This window comes from Mycobacterium sp., from assembly GCF_008709575.1.
Taxonomy (GTDB): Bacteria; Actinomycetota; Actinomycetes; order Mycobacteriales; family Mycobacteriaceae; genus Mycobacterium.
Genome location: NZ_VYIK01000023.1, coordinates 20312 through 39398, shown reverse-complemented (window position 1 = coordinate 39398; position 19087 = coordinate 20312). Strand labels below are relative to the sequence as shown.

Below are 19087 nucleotides of genomic sequence, written 5' to 3'. Positions count from 1 at the left end.
TGAAGTGACCGGCCCGGCGAGATTGGTTACTGTCCGGCCGTGGGATTCCGGGTCCGGGTGCGACACCACCAGCGCAGCGACGCCGAACTGCTGGTGGCGCATGTTGCCGGGGACCGTTACGCCTTCGAGGAATTGTTTTACCGCCATCACCGCGCCCTACACCGACTCGCCCGATCCACCACCCGCAACCCCGAGGATGCGGCCGACGCACTCCAGGATGCGATGCTCGCGGCGCACCGCGCGGCCGCGTCTTTCCGACACGACGCCGCGGTCACCAGTTGGCTCTACCGTATCGTGGTCAACGCCTGCCTGGACCGGATGCGCCGCAACAAAACCCACGCCACCGTTGCCCTCGAGGACAGCTATCCGGTCGCCGATCGGACCAGCCAGGTCGAAACCGCCTTGGCGGTGCAACGGGCGCTGCTGCGCCTGCCGGTCGAACAACGCGCAGCTGTGGTGGCCGTCGACATGCACGGCTATTCGATCGCCGACACCGCGCGGATGCTGGGTGTGGCCGAGGGCACCGTCAAGAGTCGCTGTGCCCGTGCCCGAGCTCGACTGGCCACGGTGTTGGCCTACCTGGACACCGACAGGTCCTCCGCCCACCCAGCTTGAGCCGGTCATCGCGCCGCCCCGCCGATAGCGCACACTAAAGCAGATGGGTGTCGTTGGCAGTGATCCCGGTAATCACCGCGAGCCGGACAACGCTGTGCTCGCCGACCTGCGGGCAGGGCTGAATCCGGCGGGATCCCCGCAGGCCGGGTTGGACTCCGCTGCCCACGCGGTGACACCGGGAGTCAACCCGGCCCGAGTGATCGGCGCCGTGGCCGGGCTGCTCGCGGCCGTCGCCGCCGCCGGTCTCGGAGCCACGGCGCTCATCGGCGCGCCCACCTCGACACCCAGCGAACCGACCACCGTGCGGCACGTCACGGTCTCGCCCGCACCTCTGGTGATTCCGCTGTCGGACCCCCAGATCCTGGACTTGCTCGCCCTCGAACCCGACTACGGCCCGCTGCAGGATCCGCAGCGGCGGGCGTCCTGCCTGGCGGGCCTGGGCTACCCGGCGAGCGCCCGGGTGCTCGGTGCCCGGCCTGTGCAGATCGCCGGCCGGCCGGGAGTGCTGCTGGTACTGCCGGACGACACACCGGACACGCTGGCGGCGCTGTTCGTGGCAGCGACGTGCAACTCCGCCGACACCGGGTTGCTGGCCAGCCGGCACCTCCGACGTCCGGAGCGCGCCCCGGCAGCCGGCCGGCCCCAGCCGGCTCCGGCTGGCGTGGCAGCGACCGGGTGCTGAACCGGCGCGGCGCAGGCCCCCGGCGATCGCCTGGTCTTTTCCTGAAATCGGCGTGGATCTGCGACAATACCGGCAAGCCTGTCAAGCATTGGCAGGTCTTTGCATACCGGCTCACCGGAGGCCCTGGAATGTCGACGCCGCACCCTCGTGCCAGCGACGCGCTGCGCTGCGGTGACCGCAATGCAGCGGTTGCGGAAATTCGGGCTGCGCTAGTCGCACTGGGCCATCTGAGTAGCCCCGACGATGATCTCAGTACCGGAAAACACGTCGCCGCTGACGTGTTCGACGAGCAACTCGATCGGGCAGTGCGGGCTTTCCAGCAGCATCGCGGCCTGTTGGTCGACGGTGTCGTCGGCGAGGCCACTTATCGCGCGCTGAAAGAAGCGTCGTACCGACTGGGCGCGCGCACGCTGCATCACCAATTCGGTGCCCCCATGTACGGCGACGACGTCGCCACGTTGCAGGCCAGGCTGCAAGACCTCGGCTTCTACACCGGTTTGGTCGACGGCTATTTCGGCTTGCAGACCCATAACGCGCTGATGTCCTACCAACGCGAGTACGGGCTCTACGCCGACGGCATCTGTGGCCCGGAAACGTTGCGCTCCTTGTACTTTCTGAGTGCACGGGTAAGCGGCGGGTCTCCGCACGCACTCCGCGAGGAAGAGCTGGTGCGCCGGTCCGGTCCGAAGCTGTCCGGCAAGCGGATCATCATCGATCCCGGTCGCGGCGGTGCAGACCACGGCCTGATCACGCACGATGCCGCCGGGCCGATCAGCGAAGCAGACATCCTGTGGGACCTGGCGAGTCGGCTCGAAGGCCGGATGGCCGCGATCGGCATGGAGACCTTCCTGTCTCGGCCGCACAGCCGGAGTCCGTCGGATGCCGAACGTGCCGCGGCGGCCAACTCCGTGGGTGCCGATTTAATGATCAGCCTGCGCTGCGCCACTCAGGCCAGTCCGTCACCCAATGGCGTGGCCTCGTTCCACTTCGGTAATTCACATGGCTCGGTATCGACCATTGGCCGCAATCTGGCGGACTTCATTCAGCGAGAAGTGGTGGCGCGCACGGGCTTACGCGATTGCCGAACTCACGGCCGCACCTGGGACATCCTTCGACTGACCCGGATGCCGACCGTCCAGATCGATATCGGTTACATCACCAATCCCGGCGACCGCGCAATGCTGGTCACGGCCCAGATTCGGGACGCCATCGCCGAAGGTATTCTCGCCGCGGTCAAGCGGCTGTATCTGCTTGGTAAAAACGACCGGCCCACAGGAACTTTCACCTTCGCCGAACTTCTCGCCCACGAGCTGTCGGTGGAACAGGCCGGTCGAGTCAGCGGTTCGTAAATGGTCCGCCCGCGGCCACCGGCTGTTGCAGCTGGGCGTCCTGCAGCAATCGCTCCAGGGCGGCTTCGACCTCGGCCTTCCAGCCCAAACCCTTATCCAGCTCGAGTCGCAACCGAGGGAAATAGCGGTGCGGGGCCACCACCACAAATCCCACGTCGGTCAGAAAGTCCGCGGCAATCACACAGTGGTTGATCGAACAGTCGCCGAGTGCTTCCAGTACCGGACGGGTATCGGGGCCCACGGTCGCCGGATCGAGCAGATCGGCAACCTCGGGCGTGCGCCCGAACGCCTCCAGTGCCCGGACTCCCCGGCGGACCAATTCGTCGACCACCCGGGCGATGAGGTCATAGGACAGGTTGTCGGCTTCATCGCCCGACTCAACTCTCAGCGAGGTCAGCAGCACCGCGTCGGCGGACACCGGCGCGGTGGGAAATCGCCGAGCCCGCGGCACCGTCCGCGGTGGAGCATAGAACGCGTAACCCATATATTGCGGTTCGCCGGAGCCGCACTCCGCGGGATCTGCAATGGCCACCTGCCCGCACGAGCCCCATTCCAGCATCACCATCGAGAGCCAGGCTTCCTTATCGAACTCCGGGTCCGCGAGGTGAGCCTCCCGGCCGAGGGTCGCAGGATCGACTTCCCAGAACACGCATCGGCGTGCGTGCTTGGGAAGTCGCTCGAAGTCTTCGAGCCGCAGCGGTGCGATTCGTGCCGACACACTAGACTCCCGCGGCTGTCTATGGTTCCTGGTCTCCCCGCCAATCGCCCGGCTTAAGCGATCGGGCGCTCCCTGCGGCAGCCCGCACGTCGCGGCATTGGCCGGCTGATATGCGCTAACAGCTAAGGATAAGAGACTCCCCGCCGTGCGGCCAGTCCCGCTCGGAGCAGCCAGCGCCAGGTTCAGGGTTTCGGCGAGCTCATCAGACCGACGATGCGTTGCAGATCGTCCACCGAACCGAATTCCACGACGATCTTGCCTTTGCGTTTGCCGACGCTGACGGTGACCCGGGTGTCGAAAACGCTGGAGAGTCGTTCGGCAACGTCCTGCAGACCGGGCATCTGGATCGGTTTGCGCCGCGGTGGTGCCGGCTTTGCCGCGTCCCCGCGGTTGGCCAAAGTGACGGCTTCTTCGGTGGCCCGCACCGACAATCCCTCGGCGACAATCCGGGCGGCCAGTTCTTCCTGGGCCTCGGGGCCACCCTCCAGCGACAGCAGGGCCCGGGCGTGACCGGCGGACAGCACGCCCGCCGCGACGCGGCGCTGGACGGCGATCGGCAGCCGCAGCAACCGGATCATGTTCGTGATCAGCGGTCGGGACCGGCCGATCCGGGCAGCCAGTTCATCGTGGGTGACGCCGAACTCATCGAGCAGCTGTTGATAGGCCGCCGCCTCTTCCAAGGGGTTCAACTGCACACGGTGGATGTTCTCCAGCAGCGCATCGCGAAGCAAGTTGTCGTCACCGGTCTCGCGCACGATTGCCGGGATCGCTGTGAGTCCGGCCTGTTGGGCGGCGCGCCAGCGTCGCTCCCCCATCACGAGTTGGTAGCGCTGGGCTTGACCCGATCCGCCGAGCATCCGGACCACGATGGGCTGCATGAGACCGAATTCGCGGATCGAATGCACGAGTTCGGCCATCGCTTCGTCGTCGAAGACTTGCCGCGGCTGACGCGGATTCGGTTCGATTGCGGCCGGGTCGATCTCCCGATAGACCGCGCCGATGCCGGCGGACCCCGGCGCCGCTGAGCCGCCGAGCACCACGTCGGCAGCAGCTTGGCCCATCCCCGGGCTAAGGTCGGTCGCTCCCGGCCCGGCTTCGGAGGGCCCCGTCGGAATCAGCGACGCCAATCCGCGGCCGAGACCGCCTCGTTTGCGGACCGGTGGTGTCATGGTTGTCCCTTCGCCGGTGTTGACTGCCCGATTGATCGCTCGCGGGCGGCGAGTTCGCGGCTGGCGTCCAGATAGCTCATGGCCCCGCGCGAGCCGGGATCGTAATCGATGATCGTCATGCTGTAACCAGGCGCTTCAGAGACCTTGACGCTACGCGGGATGACGGTGTGTAAAACCTTGCGTCCGAAATGGCGCCGCACCTCCGCGGCGACCTGATCCGCCAGCTTCGTTCGGCCGTCATACATGGTCAGCACGACGGTGGTCACCTCGAGTTGGGGGTTCAGATGTGCCTTCACCATCTCGATGTTGTTCATCAACTGCGATACTCCTTCCAGCGCGTAATACTCGCACTGGATCGGGATCAGTACCTCAGGCGCGGCAACCAGTGCGTTAATGGTCAGCAGACCCAGCGAGGGCGGGCAGTCGATGAAAACGTAGTCGAAGTCGCAGTGCTCCAATTCGGCCAGCGCGGTCCGCAACCGGTTTTCCCGGGCTACCATGCTGACCAATTCGATTTCCGCCCCCGCCAGGTCGATCGTCGCGGGAACGCAGAACAGGCGCTCGCTGTGCGGGCTTTGCCGGATCGCAGCGCGCAACGGGATCTCTCCCAGCAACACCTCGTAGGAGGAGGGCATCCCCGAGTGCCGTTCGGCGATGCCGAGCGCGGTACTCGCATTACCCTGTGGGTCCACGTCGATCACCAGGGTCTTGAGACCCTGAATCGCCAGTGCCGCTGCGAGGTTCACCGCCGTCGTGGTCTTTCCCACACCACCTTTTTGGTTGGCGATGGTGAAGAGCCGGCAGCGTGCGGGACGGGGTAGTCGCTCGTGCACGGTGTGTAGCACCCGCATCGCGCGCTCGGCGGCGGCTCCGATCGGCGTGTCATATTCCGCCGATGTTTCACGTGAAACGTGCGGTGCGCACAACTCACCGGAGCCAGTGTCCCCAGGCCGGTCCCTCTTCATGGCGTCTCCTCGTTGCCCCGTCTGGACTTGTGTCCCGTTCGGCGCCCGTCTCGCGGTCCCAGCGCTCGCCGGGCCACCACGACCCGTGCGGGCGGATCCACGTAGTTCACGCCACACTCCATCACCTTGACACCCACTGCACCCATCGCAGCCATCCCACGCCGATGCTCACGCACTTCTATGGATGCGCGCTCACCTTTGATCGCCACCATCCGTCCACCCGGTCTCAGGAGCGGCACGCTCCAGCGGGTCAGCTTGTCGAGCGCCGCGACAGCCCGCGACACGGCGCAGTCCCGCTCCCCGATCCGGTCGGGAAGCATGGGATCCTCGGCTCGTGCGCGGACGACAGCGACGTCGAGCTCCAGATCGGCCACGATGGCCGCGAGAAACGCCGTCCGCCGCAGCATCGGCTCCACGCACACCATCTCCAGGTCGGGACGGGCGATGGCCAGTGGCAACCCGGGCAGGCCGGCGCCACTTCCGATGTCGACCACCCGTTCCCCCGGCTGCAGGAGCTCGGCGACTACCGCACTATTCAATAGGTGCCGATCCCAGATACGGTTCGCTTCGCGCGGGCCAAGTAGACCCTGTGCCACGCCGGGCCCGGCGAGCAGCTCGGCATAGCGCACAGCCCGGTCCAGCCCGCGTCCGAAGACCGCGCTCGCGCAGTCCGGTGGCGCCAACCCTTGTTTCACGTGAAACATTCTCTCCCGCGCCCACCGGCCTTGGGGCCTCGACGAAGCCGAACTACACAGATGTAACTCAGCCTGCCCCCGCATCCCGTGACACGACGACCCGGCGGTCCGGCTCGGCGCCCTCGCTCTCGCTACGCACCCCCCGCACCGCCGCGACCGCGTCGTGCACGATCTTGCGTTCGAACGGCGTCATCGGTGCCAGCTCTTCGCGCTCCCCGGTTTCCAGCACGCGGCGCGCGACCTTGTCTCCGAGCGCGGCGAGCTCCTCCCGACGCCGACGCCGCCAGCTGGCAATGTCGAGCATCAACCGGCTGCGCGAACCGGTCTTCTGGTGCACGGCCAGCCGGGTCAGTTCCTGCAGCGCGTCAAGTACTTCGCCCCTGCGGCCGACCAGCTTCGTCAAATCCTCGCTGCCGTCAATGCTGACCACCGCACGGTTACCTTCGACGTCGAGGTCGATGTCGCCGTCGAAGTCGAGCAGGTCGAGCAGCTCTTCCAGATAGTCGCCCGCGATCTCTCCTTCGACCACCAACCGCTCTTCGGAGTCGGTGTCGCCTTCGGCGGCCGGCGTCATCGCGTTCTGCGCGACTTCGGCAGCTCGGCCGTCGGCCGACTCGCGCTGGCTCATTTCAGCATCGGTCATCGTTGCCTCTTCCTCTTCACATCCCGCGGGAACCGCCGCTTCGACGGAGGCCGCCCGGCCCGGCAGCCGCCGCCGTCGGCTGCACCCACCATTACCGCTTGCGCCTTTTCGGTTTCGTCCCCGCCCGCGGGGTGCGGTTCGCCGCATTACCGTCGCGAGTCGGTTCGATCCTTTTACCCGCTCGAGTTCTCCACCCCGTCGCCTCGTCCACCGGACCGTCGTGGATTTCGGCCCGCGACGTGCCCCTGCCCGGCCGCTGCGGTTTAGCGCCGGGTGCCGGAGCGTTGGCCGCCCGTCGCTGCTGCATCTCGCGCTTTTTCGCCTCTTCCTGTTTCTCGATCATGCCGAACACATAGTGCTGTTGGCCAAAGGTCCAGATGTTGTTGGAAAACCAATACAAGATGATCGCTAACGGCAGGAAAGGGCCTCCGACCACCACGCCCAGCGGAAACACATACAAGGCGAGCTTGTTCATCATCGCCGTCTGGGGATTTGCGGCAGCCTCCGGACTTTGCCGCGCGATCGAGGCACGGCTGTTGAAGTAGGTCGCGATCCCCGCCATGATCATCACCGGCACACCGACGGCAATCACCGCGGGGCGGCTGAACGCCCCGTAGTCGGTGAACGCCTCGATACCAGTCCGTTGCGTCATCGTCGCGCCGATCGGGGCGCCGAACAGATTCGCATCCAGAAAGTGCGCTACGTCGGTGGGGCTGAACACGTAATTACCGGTCGCCCGGTTTTGCGCGACCGAAAGATGCGGTTGTCCGAATCCGCCCTGGGTTCTATTGAACGACCTCAACACGTGATAGAGGCCCAAAAACACCGGGATCTGCGCCAACATCGGCAGGCACCCCAAGATCGGGTTGAAACCGTGCTCACGCTGCAGTTTCTGCATCTCCAGCGCCATCCGCTGGCGGTCCTTGCCGTATTTTTTCTGCAGCGCCTTAATCTGCGGCTGTAACTCCTGCATTTGGCGCGTGGTCTGGATCTGACGGACGAACGGCTTATACAGCAGGGCCCGAAGCGTGAAGACCAAAAACATCACCGACAGCGCCCACGCAAAGAAGTTCGTCGGACCCAGTATCAGGGCAAATGCCTTGTACCACAGCCACATAATGGCCGACACCGGATAGTAGACAAAATCCAGGCTGAACCAGTTAAACAACGGACGCGTCCCCTCGTTGTGCGCGGGACCCCGAGACGCCGGCACCGCTTGCGGCTCTGCCCTCCCGCCGATCCGGTATCGGATCCCATCCTCCCCGATGCCACGGCCCGCACTTGACCAGACGAACCACCGACAGCCCACTTCCCCGCAACAACCCGTATTCGCTCAGCGCGTCCACCGCATACTGACTACAAGTCGGAGTGAACCGGCAACTAGGCAATCGCAGAGGCGATACCGTGTTTTGATACAACCGAATCAGAAAAATCATGCCGCGCGCGACCACCCGACCGACGTCGCAGAACCACCCCCGCGGCGTCGATCCTCGGGCTGGACTCACCGCGCACGTCCCGACAACTGCCGAATCCGCTGTAACCCGGCGCGTAACTGTTCGTCCAGCTCACCCGACGTCGCGGTGCAGCTATGCGGCAGCGCCCGGATCACCAGCAGATCGGATGCATCCAATTGCGCCAGCAAACCCCGTGCCACGTGCCGCAGCCGCCGCGCCACCCGGTGCCGCTGCACCGCTCCGCCCACCGATTTCGCCACAACCAAGCCCACCTTGGGCGGTGACATCGGCTGTCCCCGCCACAGGTACATCACCAAATCCGGCTGTGTCACCCGCGCACCATGGGCAATCGTCGCCTCGAAATCCGCCGACCGCGTCATGCGGTTTTGTGCGGGAAGCACCGTTGTGACACCTGCAACGAATCACGCAGTAAGGGTGCGGCGCCCTTTACGACGCCGATTAGACACGATCGCCCGACCCGCCCGAGTCCGCATCCGCAGCCGAAAGCCGTGCACGCGAGCTCGGCGCCGGTTGTTCGGCTGGAAGGTCCGCTTCCCCTTCGCCACGACTTTCTCCTCGCTACGTCAGGCACCCTCTGCTGCTCAGGCCACCCCGAAACGGCCACGGCTCTGCACGCGCAGCCCGCGATGAGCCCCGTACCCCGGTGTCAACCGGCGCGGACCCCGAATCCTCGGATCGCAACCGTATCGCCGACTTTCGGGCGACTGTTCGAGGGTACTGACCCGTCTTCGCCGGGTCAAACCCCGCCCGTCGTTGCACGCACCAGACTTGACCGGTTTCACACCAACCTCGTCCTCATCCTCGTCGCGCAATCAATCCTCAGGCAATATTGCAGAACGGTTGGCAGGTGTAACGAAAACTGTTAGCTTCGGGCATGCCGTTCCAAACCCGGAACGGCGCCCGCCAACGTGACGGGGATCACGAACCCACCGGTTCGGCGTATCCCCGTCCATAATGCGCACCGCTACACATCTTGTCCACACCTGTGGATAACTATGTGGACAGGTTGTCAGCGTCAGCCGTAGATAGTTCGACTGGGAACCAGGGGGATCTGTCGTTGACCGATGATCCCGGTGTCGGTTTTGCGACCGTGTGGGATGCGGTCGTCTCCGAACTCAACGGTGACAACGCCACCGACGACGGACGCGCTGACAGCCAATCGCTTCCTACCAGGTTGACTCCCCAACAAAAGGCCTGGTTGAACCTCGTGCAACCGCTGACCATCGTGGAGGGTTTTGCCCTGCTCTCAGTGCCGAGCAGCTTCGTGCAAAACGAAATCGAACGTCATCTGCGCACCCCGATCACCGATGCACTGAGCCGACTGCTAGGACAACAGATCCAACTGGGCGTACGCATCGCTCCACCACCTGAGGATTCCCAGAGTCCGGCGTCAGAAGATCTCGAGACCGACCGCGACGACGTCGACGAAGACCGCGAAGCACTCGCCAGCGCTCATGACAGCTGGCCGTCCTACTTCACCGCCCGTCGCCCGAGTGACGATCCCGGCGCCGTCGGCAACAGCCTGAACAGTCGCTACACCTTCGATACATTTGTCATCGGCGCCTCGAACCGTTTCGCGCACGCCGCAGCTCTCGCGATTGCCGAAGCGCCGGCCCGTGCCTACAACCCGTTGTTCATCTGGGGTGAATCGGGTCTGGGCAAAACCCACTTGTTACACGCGGCCGGCAACTATGCGCAACGGCTGTTCCCCGGGATGCGCGTCAAGTACGTCTCGACCGAAGAGTTCACCAACGACTTCATCAACTCACTCCGCGACGACCGCAAGGTCGCGTTCAAGCGCAGCTACCGCGATGTCGACGTGCTTCTTGTCGATGACATCCAATTCATCGAGGGCAAAGAAGGAATCCAGGAAGAATTTTTTCACACTTTCAACACGCTGCACAACGCGAACAAACAGATCGTCATCTCTTCCGACCGTCCGCCTAAACAACTTGCCACACTTGAAGATCGGCTCCGCACCCGCTTCGAGTGGGGACTGATTACCGACGTGCAGCCACCCGAACTGGAAACCCGCATCGCCATCTTGCGCAAAAAAGCCCAGATGGAGCGTCTCGCCGTTCCCGACGACGTCCTCGAACTCATTGCCAGCAGCATCGAACGCAACATCCGCGAACTCGAGGGTGCGTTAATTCGAGTCACCGCGTTCGCATCATTGAACAAAGCCCCGCTCGACAAAGCTCTGGCGGAAATCGTGCTGCGCGATTTGATCGCCGATGCCAGCAGCATGCAGATCAGCGCGGCTACCATCATGGCCGCCACCGCCGAATACTTCGATACCACCGTCGAAGAACTCCGCGGACCGGGCAAGACTCGCGCCCTGGCCCAGTCACGCCAGATCGCCATGTACCTGTGCCGGGAACTCACCGACCTCTCGTTGCCCAAGATCGGCCAGGCATTCGGACGTGACCACACCACCGTCATGTACGCCGAGCGCAAGGTACGCGGAGAGATGGCCGAACGCCGGGAGGTCTTCGACCATGTCAAAGAACTGACCACGCGTATCCGTCAACGCTCCAAGCGCTGAGCCCGCGCGTTACCGGAACCTGTCGATGCACGTGTCAACAACCGGTCCGCACCGTCTTCATCCGGTGGAGCGGCCCCGCACACCCACCAGCCATCCCCAACTCCAACCCAGCGAGCCCACAACTGTGACCACCGTCATCCACAGCCATATTTGCTTACCCAGCAGCGGTGATGTCGTGCTATCCCCACAATCCACAAGACTTACTACTGATACTGGTATGTCATCTCTTCCTTCACCTTCGAAAAAGCGGCCGTGCACACCTTCGTCTCCGGTGCCGGAGCATTGTGCTATCGCCCCAGCCACGAGCTTTCAAGTTGGCCCCGGAAGCTTTACGGTTGAAGATCGGTGGCGGTTGCGGCCGTAATGATCGGTACCGGTGTCAGCCTTCGTCACCGCGGGCGACCGCTGACCTGTGACCGTGTAGTTCGAGCTGGTGAAGGGACGCTATGGACGTGGCCACGACCAAGGTCGGTGTGTCCGATTTGAGATTTCGTCTGGTCCGCGACGAGTTCGCCGACGCCGTGGCCTGGGTGACGCGCAACCTGCCTGCCAGACCCACCGTGCCGGTATTGGCCGGCGTTCTCTTGACGGGGACGGACAATTCGTTGACGATCTCCGGGTTCGACTACGAGGTATCCGCCGAGGTGCGAATGCCGGCTGAAATCGACTCTGGGGGAGAAGTTGTGGTTTCCGGTCGGCTGCTGTCTGAGATCAGCCGCGCGTTGCCCGACAAGCCTGTTGACGTGCACGTCGACGGCACCAGATTGGCGATCAGCTGCGGCAGCGCCCGATTCTCGTTGCCCACCATGGCGGTCGAGGACTATCCGACGTTGCCGGCATTACCGGCTGAGACCGGCACCCTGTCGGCGGAGTTGTTTGCTGAAGCCATCACGCAGGTGGCCGTGGCAGCGGGCCGTGACGACACCCTGCCGATGTTGACCGGGATACGGGTGGAAATTTCGGGGGACACGGTGGTGTTGGCGGCCACCGACCGATTCCGGTTGGCGGTTCGTCAGTTGACGTGGTCACCGGTTGCGGCCGACGTGGAGGCGGCCGTGCTGGTGCCGGCCAAGACGCTGGCGGAGGCCGCCAAGACGGGCAGTTTCGGCGGCGAGGTCCATGTGTCGCTGGGATCCGGCTCTGCGGTGGGCAACGAAGGTCTACTGGGGATCAGCGGAAACGGCAAACGCACCACCACACGCTTGCTCGATGCCGAGTTCCCGAAGTTTCGGCAATTGGTGCCCACCGAGCACACCGCGGTCGCCACGATCAACGTCAACGAACTGACCGAAGCCATCAAACGGATGGCGTTGGTTGTTGAGCGGGGCGCACAAATGAGGATGGAATTTTCAGCGGGCACTGTGCGATTGTCGGCGGGCGCTGACGACGTAGGCCGGGCCGAAGAGGATCTGCCGGTGGATTTTGCCGGTGAACCCTTGATCATCGCGTTCAATCCGACTTATCTCAGCGAGGGGCTGGGAGCGTTGCACGCCGAGCGGGTCTCATTCGGTTTCACCACCGATCGCAAACCGGCAGTGCTGCGGCCGGTGCGCGACGACGATCCCGCGCCCATCGGTCACGGTCCGTTTCCGGCTTTGTCGACGGATTACACTTACCTGTTGATGCCGGTCCGATTGCCGGGTTAGCGGTCGACGCGTGTACGTTCGTCACCTGGGGCTGCGTGATTTTCGCTCCTGGGCGCATGCCGATCTCGAACTGGCGCCGGGGCGAACCGTGTTTGTCGGTCCTAACGGTTATGGGAAAACGAATCTTATTGAAGCACTATGGTATTCGTCTGCGCTTGGTTCACATCGGGTCGCTACGGATTCCCCTTTGATACGCATAGGGGCAGCGCGGGCACTGGTGTCGACAATCGTTGTCAACGAAGGTCGCGAATGTTCGGTCGATCTGGAGATCGTGGCTGGCCGTGCGAACAAGGCCCGCCTGAACCGCGCGCCGGTGCGCAGCCCGCGCGCTGTCGTCGGGGTGTTGCGCGCGGTACTGTTTGCTCCAGAAGATCTGGCCCTGGTTCGCGGAGATCCCGCTGAGCGGCGTCGATACCTCGATGACTTGGCCGCCATGCGGCGGCCCCGTATCGCTGCGGTGCGGGCCGACTACGACAAGGTGCTGCGGCAGCGCACGGCACTGCTGAAAACGGCGAGTGCGACGCGACAGCGCGGTCATGGCACCACCGACATCGCGGAGTCGCTGGCGGTGTGGGATCAGCAGCTGGCAGTGCGCGGGGCGGAGTTGATGGTGGCGCGGATGGAACTGGTCAACGCGTTGGCGCCGGAGGTACGCAAGGCGTATGCGCTGCTGGCACCGGGATCGCGATCGGCGGCGATCCGGTATCGCGCAAGTGTCGACACCGGGGCGTGCGATGGCAGCGACGCCGGTGACATCGACGTTCTTGCCGGCGCGCTGGCGGCCGGGATGTCGGCGCGCCGGGCGGCCGAAATTGACCGCGGCATGTGCCTGGTTGGTCCGCATCGTGACGACTTGGAGTTGCGGCTCGGTGATCAACCAGCGAAAAGTTTTGCCAGTCACGGGGAATCGTGGTCGATGGCATTGGCTTTGAGGTTGGCGGGCTACGAGCTGTTGCGGGGTGAGGGTGCCGATCCCGTGTTGCTGCTCGACGACGTCTTTGCCGAGTTGGACGCGGCCCGGCGAGAGGCGCTGGCGGCCGCCGCGAGCTCGGCCGAGCAGGTACTGGTCACCACGGCAGTGCCTGACGACATTCCCCGCGAGTGGGATGCGCGCCGCGTCGCTATTGTCTTGCACGACGACGATGACGGACGTGTCTCGGCGGTGCTGAAGTGACTGACACAGACGGCGGGGTGGTTCCCGGGTCAGCGGCGCAGCGCAGCCGACGCGGTGAAATGGACCTGGTCAGGCGTGCGCTGGACGAGGCTCGCAGTGCGGCGCGCAGTCAGGGCCGCAGTCAAGGTAAAGACCTCGGACGAGGGCGGGGGGTATCGATGCGCCGCGTCGCGGGCAGCTCCAGACGGCGGAGCTGGTCCGGGCCGGGTCCTGACGTCCGTGACCCCCAGCCGTTGGGCGAGGCCGCACGGGAGGTGGCGAGACGACACGGCTGGTCGTCGCGGGTGGCAGAAGGGTTGGTGGTGGGCCAGTGGGCTGTGGTGGTCGGTCACCAGATCGCCGACCATGCCACACCGACCGCCCTTCGCGAAGGTGTGCTCAGCGTCGCGGCGGAATCTACCGCATGGGCGACCCAGTTGCGGATGATGCAACCACAACTGTTGGCCAAGATCGCAGCGCAGGTCGGCCACGGCGTCGTGACGGCGCTGAAAATTACCGGACCGGCCGCACCGTCGTGGCGTAAAGGACCGCTGCATGTCGCCGGGCGAGGGCCGCGCGACACCTACGGCTGACGGTTTCGGCCAGGTCGGCTTAAAGCCACGACAATAGTGCGATCGGGCGTGCCCGCCGTCACAACCCAGAGCATGCCGAAAAATTCCGCGGACGGCGCCGACAGCTGTGTGGAAACACCCTCACAGAATGGGTGCGGGCGCCTATTGCCGGTAGACTGGAGGAGAACCCGCGCGCAGTGACTGGACTGCGCGTGTGCAACCCCAAGGAGAGCTTTCCGACTGTGGCTGCCCAGAAAAAGGCCCGCAACTCCTACGACGCCGGAGATATCCAGGTTCTCGAAGGCCTGGAGGCTGTCCGGAAACGACCGGGCATGTATATCGGCTCTACCGGGGAGCGGGGCCTGCATCACCTGATCTGGGAGGTCGTCGACAACGCTGTGGACGAGGCGATGGCGGGTTTCGCGACCAGAGTCGACGTGAAGATTCTCGCCGACGGCGGAGTCGAGGTCCGCGACGACGGCCGCGGTATCCCGGTGGCCATGCATGCGACGGGCATACCCACCGTCGATGTCGTGATGACCCAGCTGCACGCCGGCGGCAAGTTCGGCGGCGACGACGGCGCCTATGCGGTCTCGGGTGGCTTGCACGGCGTGGGTGTTTCGGTGGTCAACGCCCTGTCGACGCGGCTCGAGGTTGAAATCGCCCGCGACGGCTACGAGTGGTTTCAGCACTACGATCGCTCCGTTCCCGGCACCCTCAAACAGGGTGAGAAGACAACGAAGACGGGAACCACCGTCCGGTTCTGGGCCGACCCGGACATTTTCGAGACCACCGAGTACGACTTCGAGACCGTCGCTCGGCGGCTGCAGGAAATGGCGTTTCTCAACAAGGGCCTGACCATCGACCTGATCGACGAACGGGTGACCGCTGAGGAAATCGTCGACGAGGTCGTCAGCGACACCGCCGCGGCGCCGCGGTCGGCGCACGACCGGGCCGAAGAACGTGACGGCCCGCACAAGGTCAAACACCGCGTCTTCCACTACCCCGGAGGGTTGGTCGACTTCGTCAAACACATCAACCGGACCAAAAATCCCATCCACAGCACGATCGTCGACTTCTCCGGCAAGGGTCCCGGGCACGAGGTGGAGATCGCCATGCAGTGGAACGCCGGATATTCCGAATCGGTGCACACCTTCGCCAACACGATCAACACCCACGAAGGCGGCACGCACGAAGAGGGTTTCCGGGCAGCGTTGACGTCGGTGGTCAACAAATATGCCAAAGACCGCAAGTTGCTCAAGGACAAAGACCCCAACCTGACCGGCGACGACATCCGTGAAGGGCTCGCGGCCGTGATCTCGGTCAAGGTCACCGAACCGCAGTTCGAGGGTCAAACCAAAACCAAGCTGGGCAACACCGAGGTGAAGTCTTTCGTCCAAAAAGTGTGTAATGAACAGCTCAGTCACTGGTTCGAGGCGAATCCCACCGACGCCAAGACAGTGGTGAACAAGGCGGTGTCGTCTGCGCAGGCGCGGATCGCCGCCCGTAAAGCGCGAGAACTCGTCCGCCGCAAGAGCGCAACGGATCTGGGTGGACTTCCGGGTAAGCTGGCAGACTGCCGTTCCACGGATCCACGACGCTCGGAACTGTATGTTGTGGAAGGTGATTCGGCTGGCGGCTCGGCCAAGAGCGGCCGCGACTCGATGTTCCAGGCGATCCTTCCGTTACGAGGGAAGATCATCAACGTCGAGAAGGCGCGAATCGATCGGGTGCTAAAGAACACCGAGGTGCAGTCGATCATCACCGCGCTGGGCACCGGAATCCACGACGAGTTCGACATTTCCAAACTGCGCTACCACAAGATCGTGTTGATGGCCGACGCCGACGTCGACGGCCAGCATATATCGACATTGCTGCTCACCCTGTTGTTCCGATTCATGCGGCCGCTGATCGAGAACGGCCACGTGTTCTTGGCTCAGCCCCCGCTCTACAAGCTCAAGTGGCAACGTTCCGAGCCCGAATTCGCCTACTCCGACCGCGAGCGCGACGGTCTGCTGGCGGCCGGACTCAAAGCGGGGAAGAAGATCAACAAAGACGACGGAATCCAGCGCTACAAGGGTCTGGGTGAGATGGACGCCAAGGAACTCTGGGAAACCACGATGGATCCCTCGGTTCGGGTGCTGCGCCGGGTCACCCTCGATGACGCCGCTGCAGCCGACGAACTGTTCTCGATTTTGATGGGCGAAGACGTCGACGCGCGCCGCAGTTTCATCACCCGCAACGCCAAAGACGTTCGTTTCTTGGATGTCTGATGATGCCTTGGCTCCCCTGCTCGATGGCAAACGAGGACTAGATGACTGATACCACGCTGCCGCCCGGCGGCGATGCTGCCGATCGGATCGAACCGGTCGACATTCAGCAGGAGATGCAGCGCAGCTACATCGACTACGCGATGAGCGTTATCGTCGGCCGGGCGTTGCCAGAGGTGCGAGACGGCCTCAAACCGGTGCATCGCCGGGTCCTCTACGCGATGTACGACTCGGGTTTTCGTCCGGACCGTAGCCACGCGAAATCGGCTCGCTCCGTTGCCGAGACGATGGGGAACTACCATCCGCACGGCGACGCCTCGATCTACGACACCCTGGTGCGGATGGCCCAGCCGTGGTCTATGCGCTACCCGCTGGTCGACGGTCAGGGCAACTTCGGTTCGCCCGGCAATGATCCGCCGGCCGCGATGCGCTACACCGAAGCTCGTCTGACGCCGCTGGCAATGGAGATGTTGCGTGAGATCGACGAAGAGACAGTCGATTTCACTCCAAATTACGACGGCCGGGTGCAGGAGCCGACTGTCCTTCCGAGCCGGTTCCCCAATCTGCTGGCCAACGGGTCGGGCGGCATCGCGGTGGGAATGGCCACCAACATCCCGCCGCACAATCTGCGCGAGCTCGCCGAAGCGGTGTTTTGGGCGCTGGACAACTACGACGCCGACGAAGAGACAACGCTGGCCGCGGTCACCGAGCGGGTCAAAGGCCCGGATTTCCCCACCGCGGGGTTGATCGTGGGCACCGAAGGCATCACCGACGCCTACCGGACCGGGCGAGGGTCGATCCGGATGCGCGGTGTCGTCGCGGTCGAAGAAGACTCACGCGGCCGCTCGTCGCTGGTCATCACCGAGCTGCCCTACCAGGTCAACCACGACAACTTCATCGCCTCGATCGCCGAACAGGTCCGCGACGGCAAACTCGGCGGCATCGCCAACATCGAAGACCAGAGCAGCGACCGGGTCGGTCTGCGCATCGTCGTCGAGCTCAAGCGCGACGCCGTGCCCAAGGTGGTGTGCAACAACCTCTACAAGCACACCCAGCTGCAGACCAGCTTCGGCGCCAACATGCTGGCGATCGTCGACGGGGTGCCGCGCACGTTGCGGCTCGACCAGATGATCCGCCACTATGTCGAGCATCAGCTCGACGTGATCGTACGGCGCACGACCTACCGGTTGCGCAAGGCCAACGAACGCGCACATATCCTGCGTGGTCTGGTCAAGGCGCTCGACGCGCTCGACGAGGTGATCGCGCTGATCCGGGCATCGGAAACCGTGGACATCGCCCGGGCCGGCCTGATCGAGCTGCTCGACATCGACGAGATCCAGGCGCAGGCCATCCTGGACATGCAACTGCGGCGGCTGGCGGCGTTGGAGCGTCAGCGCATCGTCGACGACCTGGCCAAGATCGAGGCCGAGATCGCCGACCTGGAAGACATCCTGGCGAAACCGGAACGCCAGCGGACGATCGTTCGCGACGAGCTGGCCGAGATCGTCGACAGGTACGGCGACGAGCGCCGCAGCCGGATCGTGGCCGCCGACGGCGAGGTAAGCGACGAGGACTTGATCGCCCGCGAGGACGTCGTGGTCACCATCACCGAGACCGGTTACGCCAAGCGCACCAAAACCGACCTGTACCGAAGCCAAAAACGGGGCGGCAAGGGCGTGCAGGGGGCCGGCTTGAAGCAGGACGACATCGTCCGGCACTTCTTCGTCTGTTCGACACACGACTGGATCTTGTTCTTCACCACCGCAGGCCGGGTATACCGGGCCAAGGCGTACGAGTTGCCCGAAGCCTCCCGCACGGCCCGCGGACAGCACGTCGCCAATCTGCTGGCGTTCCAACCGGAGGAGCGCATCGCCCAGGTCATCCAGATCCGCAGCTACACCGATGCCCCGTATTTGGTGCTGGCGACCCGCAACGGCCTGGTCAAAAAGACCAAGCTGAGCGATTTCGAGTCCAACCGCTCGGGCGGGATCGTCGCGATCAATCTGCGCGACGGCGACGAACTGGTCGGCGCGGTGCTGTGCTCTGCCGACGACGATCTGCTGCTGGTCTCGGCCAACGGGCAGTCGATCCGGTTCTCGGCGACCGACGAGGCGCTGCGGCCGATGGGCCGGGCGACGTCGGGTGTCCAGGGTATGCGGTTCAACGCCGACGACTACCTGTTGTCGCTCAACGTGGTCCGGGAAGGCACGTATTTGCTGGTAGCCACATCCGGCGGATACGCCAAACGCACGGCGATCGAGGAGTACCCCGCCCAGGGCCGCGGCGGCAAGGGCATCCTGACCATCCAGTACGACGCCCGTCGTGGCAAGCTGGTTGGAGCGCTGATCGTGGACGACGACAGCGAGGTGTACGCCATCACCTCCAGCGGAGGGGTGATCCGCACGGCGGCGCGGCAAGTTCGCAAGGCCGGACGTCAGACCAAAGGGGTCAGGTTGATGAACCTGGGTGAGGGCGACACACTGTTAGCCATCGCCCGCAACGCCGAAGAGGCCGGTGTGGCCGACGGTGAGGACGACGCGGGTACCGAGACGACATGATGCACGCGCCGGCTGCTGCTGCGGCCGGGTGC

18 protein-coding genes are annotated in these 19087 nt (G+C 64.4%); 9 read left to right on the top strand and 9 right to left on the bottom strand.

Annotated elements, in window-relative coordinates; all coding sequences use genetic code 11:
- Nucleotides 1–39 precede the first annotated feature (39 nt).
- The 3 genes from sigM (at nucleotide 40) to F6Q13_RS07310 (ending at nucleotide 2646) form a co-directional block, all read left to right on the top strand.
- Entirely contained in the window at nucleotides 40–615 is a 576-nt protein-coding gene (sigM, locus tag F6Q13_RS07320; protein WP_293054568.1) for an RNA polymerase sigma factor SigM, read from the top strand.
- 43 nt (nucleotides 616–658) lie between these two features.
- Nucleotides 659–1297: a hypothetical protein gene (locus F6Q13_RS07315; RefSeq protein ID WP_293054566.1), complete on the top strand. Its 639-nt coding sequence runs from the start codon at nucleotides 659–661 to the stop codon at nucleotides 1295–1297.
- 128 nt (nucleotides 1298–1425) lie between these two features.
- Nucleotides 1426–2646 carry an N-acetylmuramoyl-L-alanine amidase gene (locus F6Q13_RS07310; RefSeq protein ID WP_293054563.1) on the top strand — a complete coding sequence of 407 codons (1221 nt, stop codon included), beginning with the start codon at nucleotides 1426–1428 and terminating at the stop codon, nucleotides 2644–2646.
- Here the strand turns inward: F6Q13_RS07310 and F6Q13_RS07305 are convergent.
- The 9 genes from F6Q13_RS07305 to rpmH all read right to left on the bottom strand — a co-directional run bounded on the left by F6Q13_RS07305 (nucleotide 2633) and on the right by rpmH (nucleotide 8856).
- The gene (locus F6Q13_RS07305) at nucleotides 2633–3364 is read right to left on the bottom strand and encodes an acetyltransferase (protein WP_293054560.1); all 732 of its coding nucleotides are present in this window, start codon (nucleotides 3362–3364) and stop codon (nucleotides 2633–2635) included. The two genes, F6Q13_RS07310 and F6Q13_RS07305, sit on opposite strands and share 14 nt — an antisense overlap.
- Before the next feature lie 182 nt (nucleotides 3365–3546).
- A complete protein-coding gene (locus tag F6Q13_RS07300; protein WP_293054557.1) occupies nucleotides 3547–4533 on the bottom strand; it encodes a ParB/RepB/Spo0J family partition protein in 987 nt (328 codons plus the stop codon).
- Nucleotides 4530–5498, bottom strand: coding sequence for a ParA family protein (locus F6Q13_RS07295; RefSeq protein ID WP_293054555.1), 969 nt, complete (start codon nucleotides 5496–5498; stop codon nucleotides 4530–4532). The genes F6Q13_RS07300 and F6Q13_RS07295 overlap by 4 nt, the downstream gene beginning before the upstream one ends.
- Nucleotides 5495–6202 carry a 16S rRNA (guanine(527)-N(7))-methyltransferase RsmG gene (gene rsmG, locus F6Q13_RS07290; protein WP_293054552.1) on the bottom strand — a complete coding sequence of 236 codons (708 nt, stop codon included), beginning with the start codon at nucleotides 6200–6202 and terminating at the stop codon, nucleotides 5495–5497. The genes F6Q13_RS07295 and rsmG overlap by 4 nt, the downstream gene beginning before the upstream one ends.
- A gap of 58 nt (nucleotides 6203–6260) precedes the next feature.
- Nucleotides 6261–6836, bottom strand: coding sequence for a R3H domain-containing nucleic acid-binding protein (locus F6Q13_RS07285; protein WP_293054549.1), 576 nt, complete (start codon nucleotides 6834–6836; stop codon nucleotides 6261–6263).
- Nucleotides 6837–6927: 91 nt separating this feature from the next.
- Entirely contained in the window at nucleotides 6928–8004 is a 1077-nt protein-coding gene (gene yidC, locus F6Q13_RS07280) for a membrane protein insertase YidC (protein WP_293054590.1), read from the bottom strand.
- Complete coding sequence (gene yidD / locus F6Q13_RS07275; RefSeq protein ID WP_293054589.1) at nucleotides 7997–8272, bottom strand: membrane protein insertion efficiency factor YidD; 276 nt, start codon at nucleotides 8270–8272, stop codon at nucleotides 7997–7999. Before yidD ends, yidC begins: the two co-directional genes overlap by 8 nt.
- A 65-nt stretch (nucleotides 8273–8337) precedes the next feature.
- The gene (rnpA, locus tag F6Q13_RS07270) at nucleotides 8338–8691 is read right to left on the bottom strand and encodes a ribonuclease P protein component (RefSeq protein WP_293054546.1); all 354 of its coding nucleotides are present in this window, start codon (nucleotides 8689–8691) and stop codon (nucleotides 8338–8340) included.
- Nucleotides 8692–8712: 21 nt separating this feature from the next.
- Nucleotides 8713–8856 carry a 50S ribosomal protein L34 gene (gene rpmH / locus F6Q13_RS07265; RefSeq protein ID WP_083088040.1) on the bottom strand — a complete coding sequence of 48 codons (144 nt, stop codon included), beginning with the start codon at nucleotides 8854–8856 and terminating at the stop codon, nucleotides 8713–8715.
- Nucleotides 8857–9368: 512 nt separating this feature from the next.
- Between rpmH and dnaA the strand changes: the two genes are divergently transcribed.
- From dnaA to gyrA, 6 genes are all read left to right on the top strand, one after another.
- The gene (dnaA, locus tag F6Q13_RS07260; protein ID WP_293054537.1) at nucleotides 9369–10856 is read left to right on the top strand and encodes a chromosomal replication initiator protein DnaA; all 1488 of its coding nucleotides are present in this window, start codon (nucleotides 9369–9371) and stop codon (nucleotides 10854–10856) included.
- Nucleotides 10857–11302: 446 nt separating this feature from the next.
- Nucleotides 11303–12502, top strand: a complete 1200-nt coding sequence (gene dnaN, locus F6Q13_RS07255) for a DNA polymerase III subunit beta (protein ID WP_293054535.1) — start codon at nucleotides 11303–11305, stop codon at nucleotides 12500–12502.
- Between the two features lie 10 nt (nucleotides 12503–12512).
- Nucleotides 12513–13676, top strand: coding sequence for a DNA replication/repair protein RecF (gene recF / locus F6Q13_RS07250; protein WP_293054532.1), 1164 nt, complete (start codon nucleotides 12513–12515; stop codon nucleotides 13674–13676).
- A 17-nt stretch (nucleotides 13677–13693) separates the two neighbouring features.
- The gene (locus F6Q13_RS07245) at nucleotides 13694–14248 is read left to right on the top strand and encodes a DUF721 family protein (protein WP_293054588.1); all 555 of its coding nucleotides are present in this window, start codon (nucleotides 13694–13696) and stop codon (nucleotides 14246–14248) included.
- A gap of 221 nt (nucleotides 14249–14469) precedes the next feature.
- The gene (gyrB, locus tag F6Q13_RS07240) at nucleotides 14470–16500 is read left to right on the top strand and encodes a DNA topoisomerase (ATP-hydrolyzing) subunit B (RefSeq protein WP_293054586.1); all 2031 of its coding nucleotides are present in this window, start codon (nucleotides 14470–14472) and stop codon (nucleotides 16498–16500) included.
- Between the two features lie 41 nt (nucleotides 16501–16541).
- A complete protein-coding gene (gene gyrA, locus F6Q13_RS07235; protein ID WP_293054529.1) occupies nucleotides 16542–19055 on the top strand; it encodes a DNA gyrase subunit A in 2514 nt (837 codons plus the stop codon).
- Nucleotides 19056–19087 lie beyond the last annotated feature (32 nt).

What these genes read in the sequence shown, in the direction of transcription:
- F6Q13_RS07315 (WP_293054566.1), top strand. Translation starts at nt 659, where the DNA reads ATGGGTGTCGTTGGCAGTGATCCCGGTAATCACCGCGAGCCGGACAAC.
- F6Q13_RS07310 (WP_293054563.1), top strand. Translation starts at nt 1,426, where the DNA reads ATGTCGACGCCGCACCCTCGTGCCAGCGACGCGCTGCGCTGCGGTGAC.
- F6Q13_RS07300 (WP_293054557.1), bottom strand. Translation starts at nt 4,533, where the DNA reads ATGACACCACCGGTCCGCAAACGAGGCGGTCTCGGCCGCGGATTGGCG.
- F6Q13_RS07295 (WP_293054555.1), bottom strand. Translation starts at nt 5,498, where the DNA reads ATGAAGAGGGACCGGCCTGGGGACACTGGCTCCGGTGAGTTGTGCGCA.
- rsmG (WP_293054552.1), bottom strand. Translation starts at nt 6,202, where the DNA reads ATGTTTCACGTGAAACAAGGGTTGGCGCCACCGGACTGCGCGAGCGCG.
- F6Q13_RS07285 (WP_293054549.1), bottom strand. Translation starts at nt 6,836, where the DNA reads ATGACCGATGCTGAAATGAGCCAGCGCGAGTCGGCCGACGGCCGAGCT.
- yidD (WP_293054589.1), bottom strand. Translation starts at nt 8,272, where the DNA reads ATGATTTTTCTGATTCGGTTGTATCAAAACACGGTATCGCCTCTGCGA.
- dnaN (WP_293054535.1), top strand. Translation starts at nt 11,303, where the DNA reads ATGGACGTGGCCACGACCAAGGTCGGTGTGTCCGATTTGAGATTTCGT.
- gyrA (WP_293054529.1), top strand. Translation starts at nt 16,542, where the DNA reads ATGACTGATACCACGCTGCCGCCCGGCGGCGATGCTGCCGATCGGATC.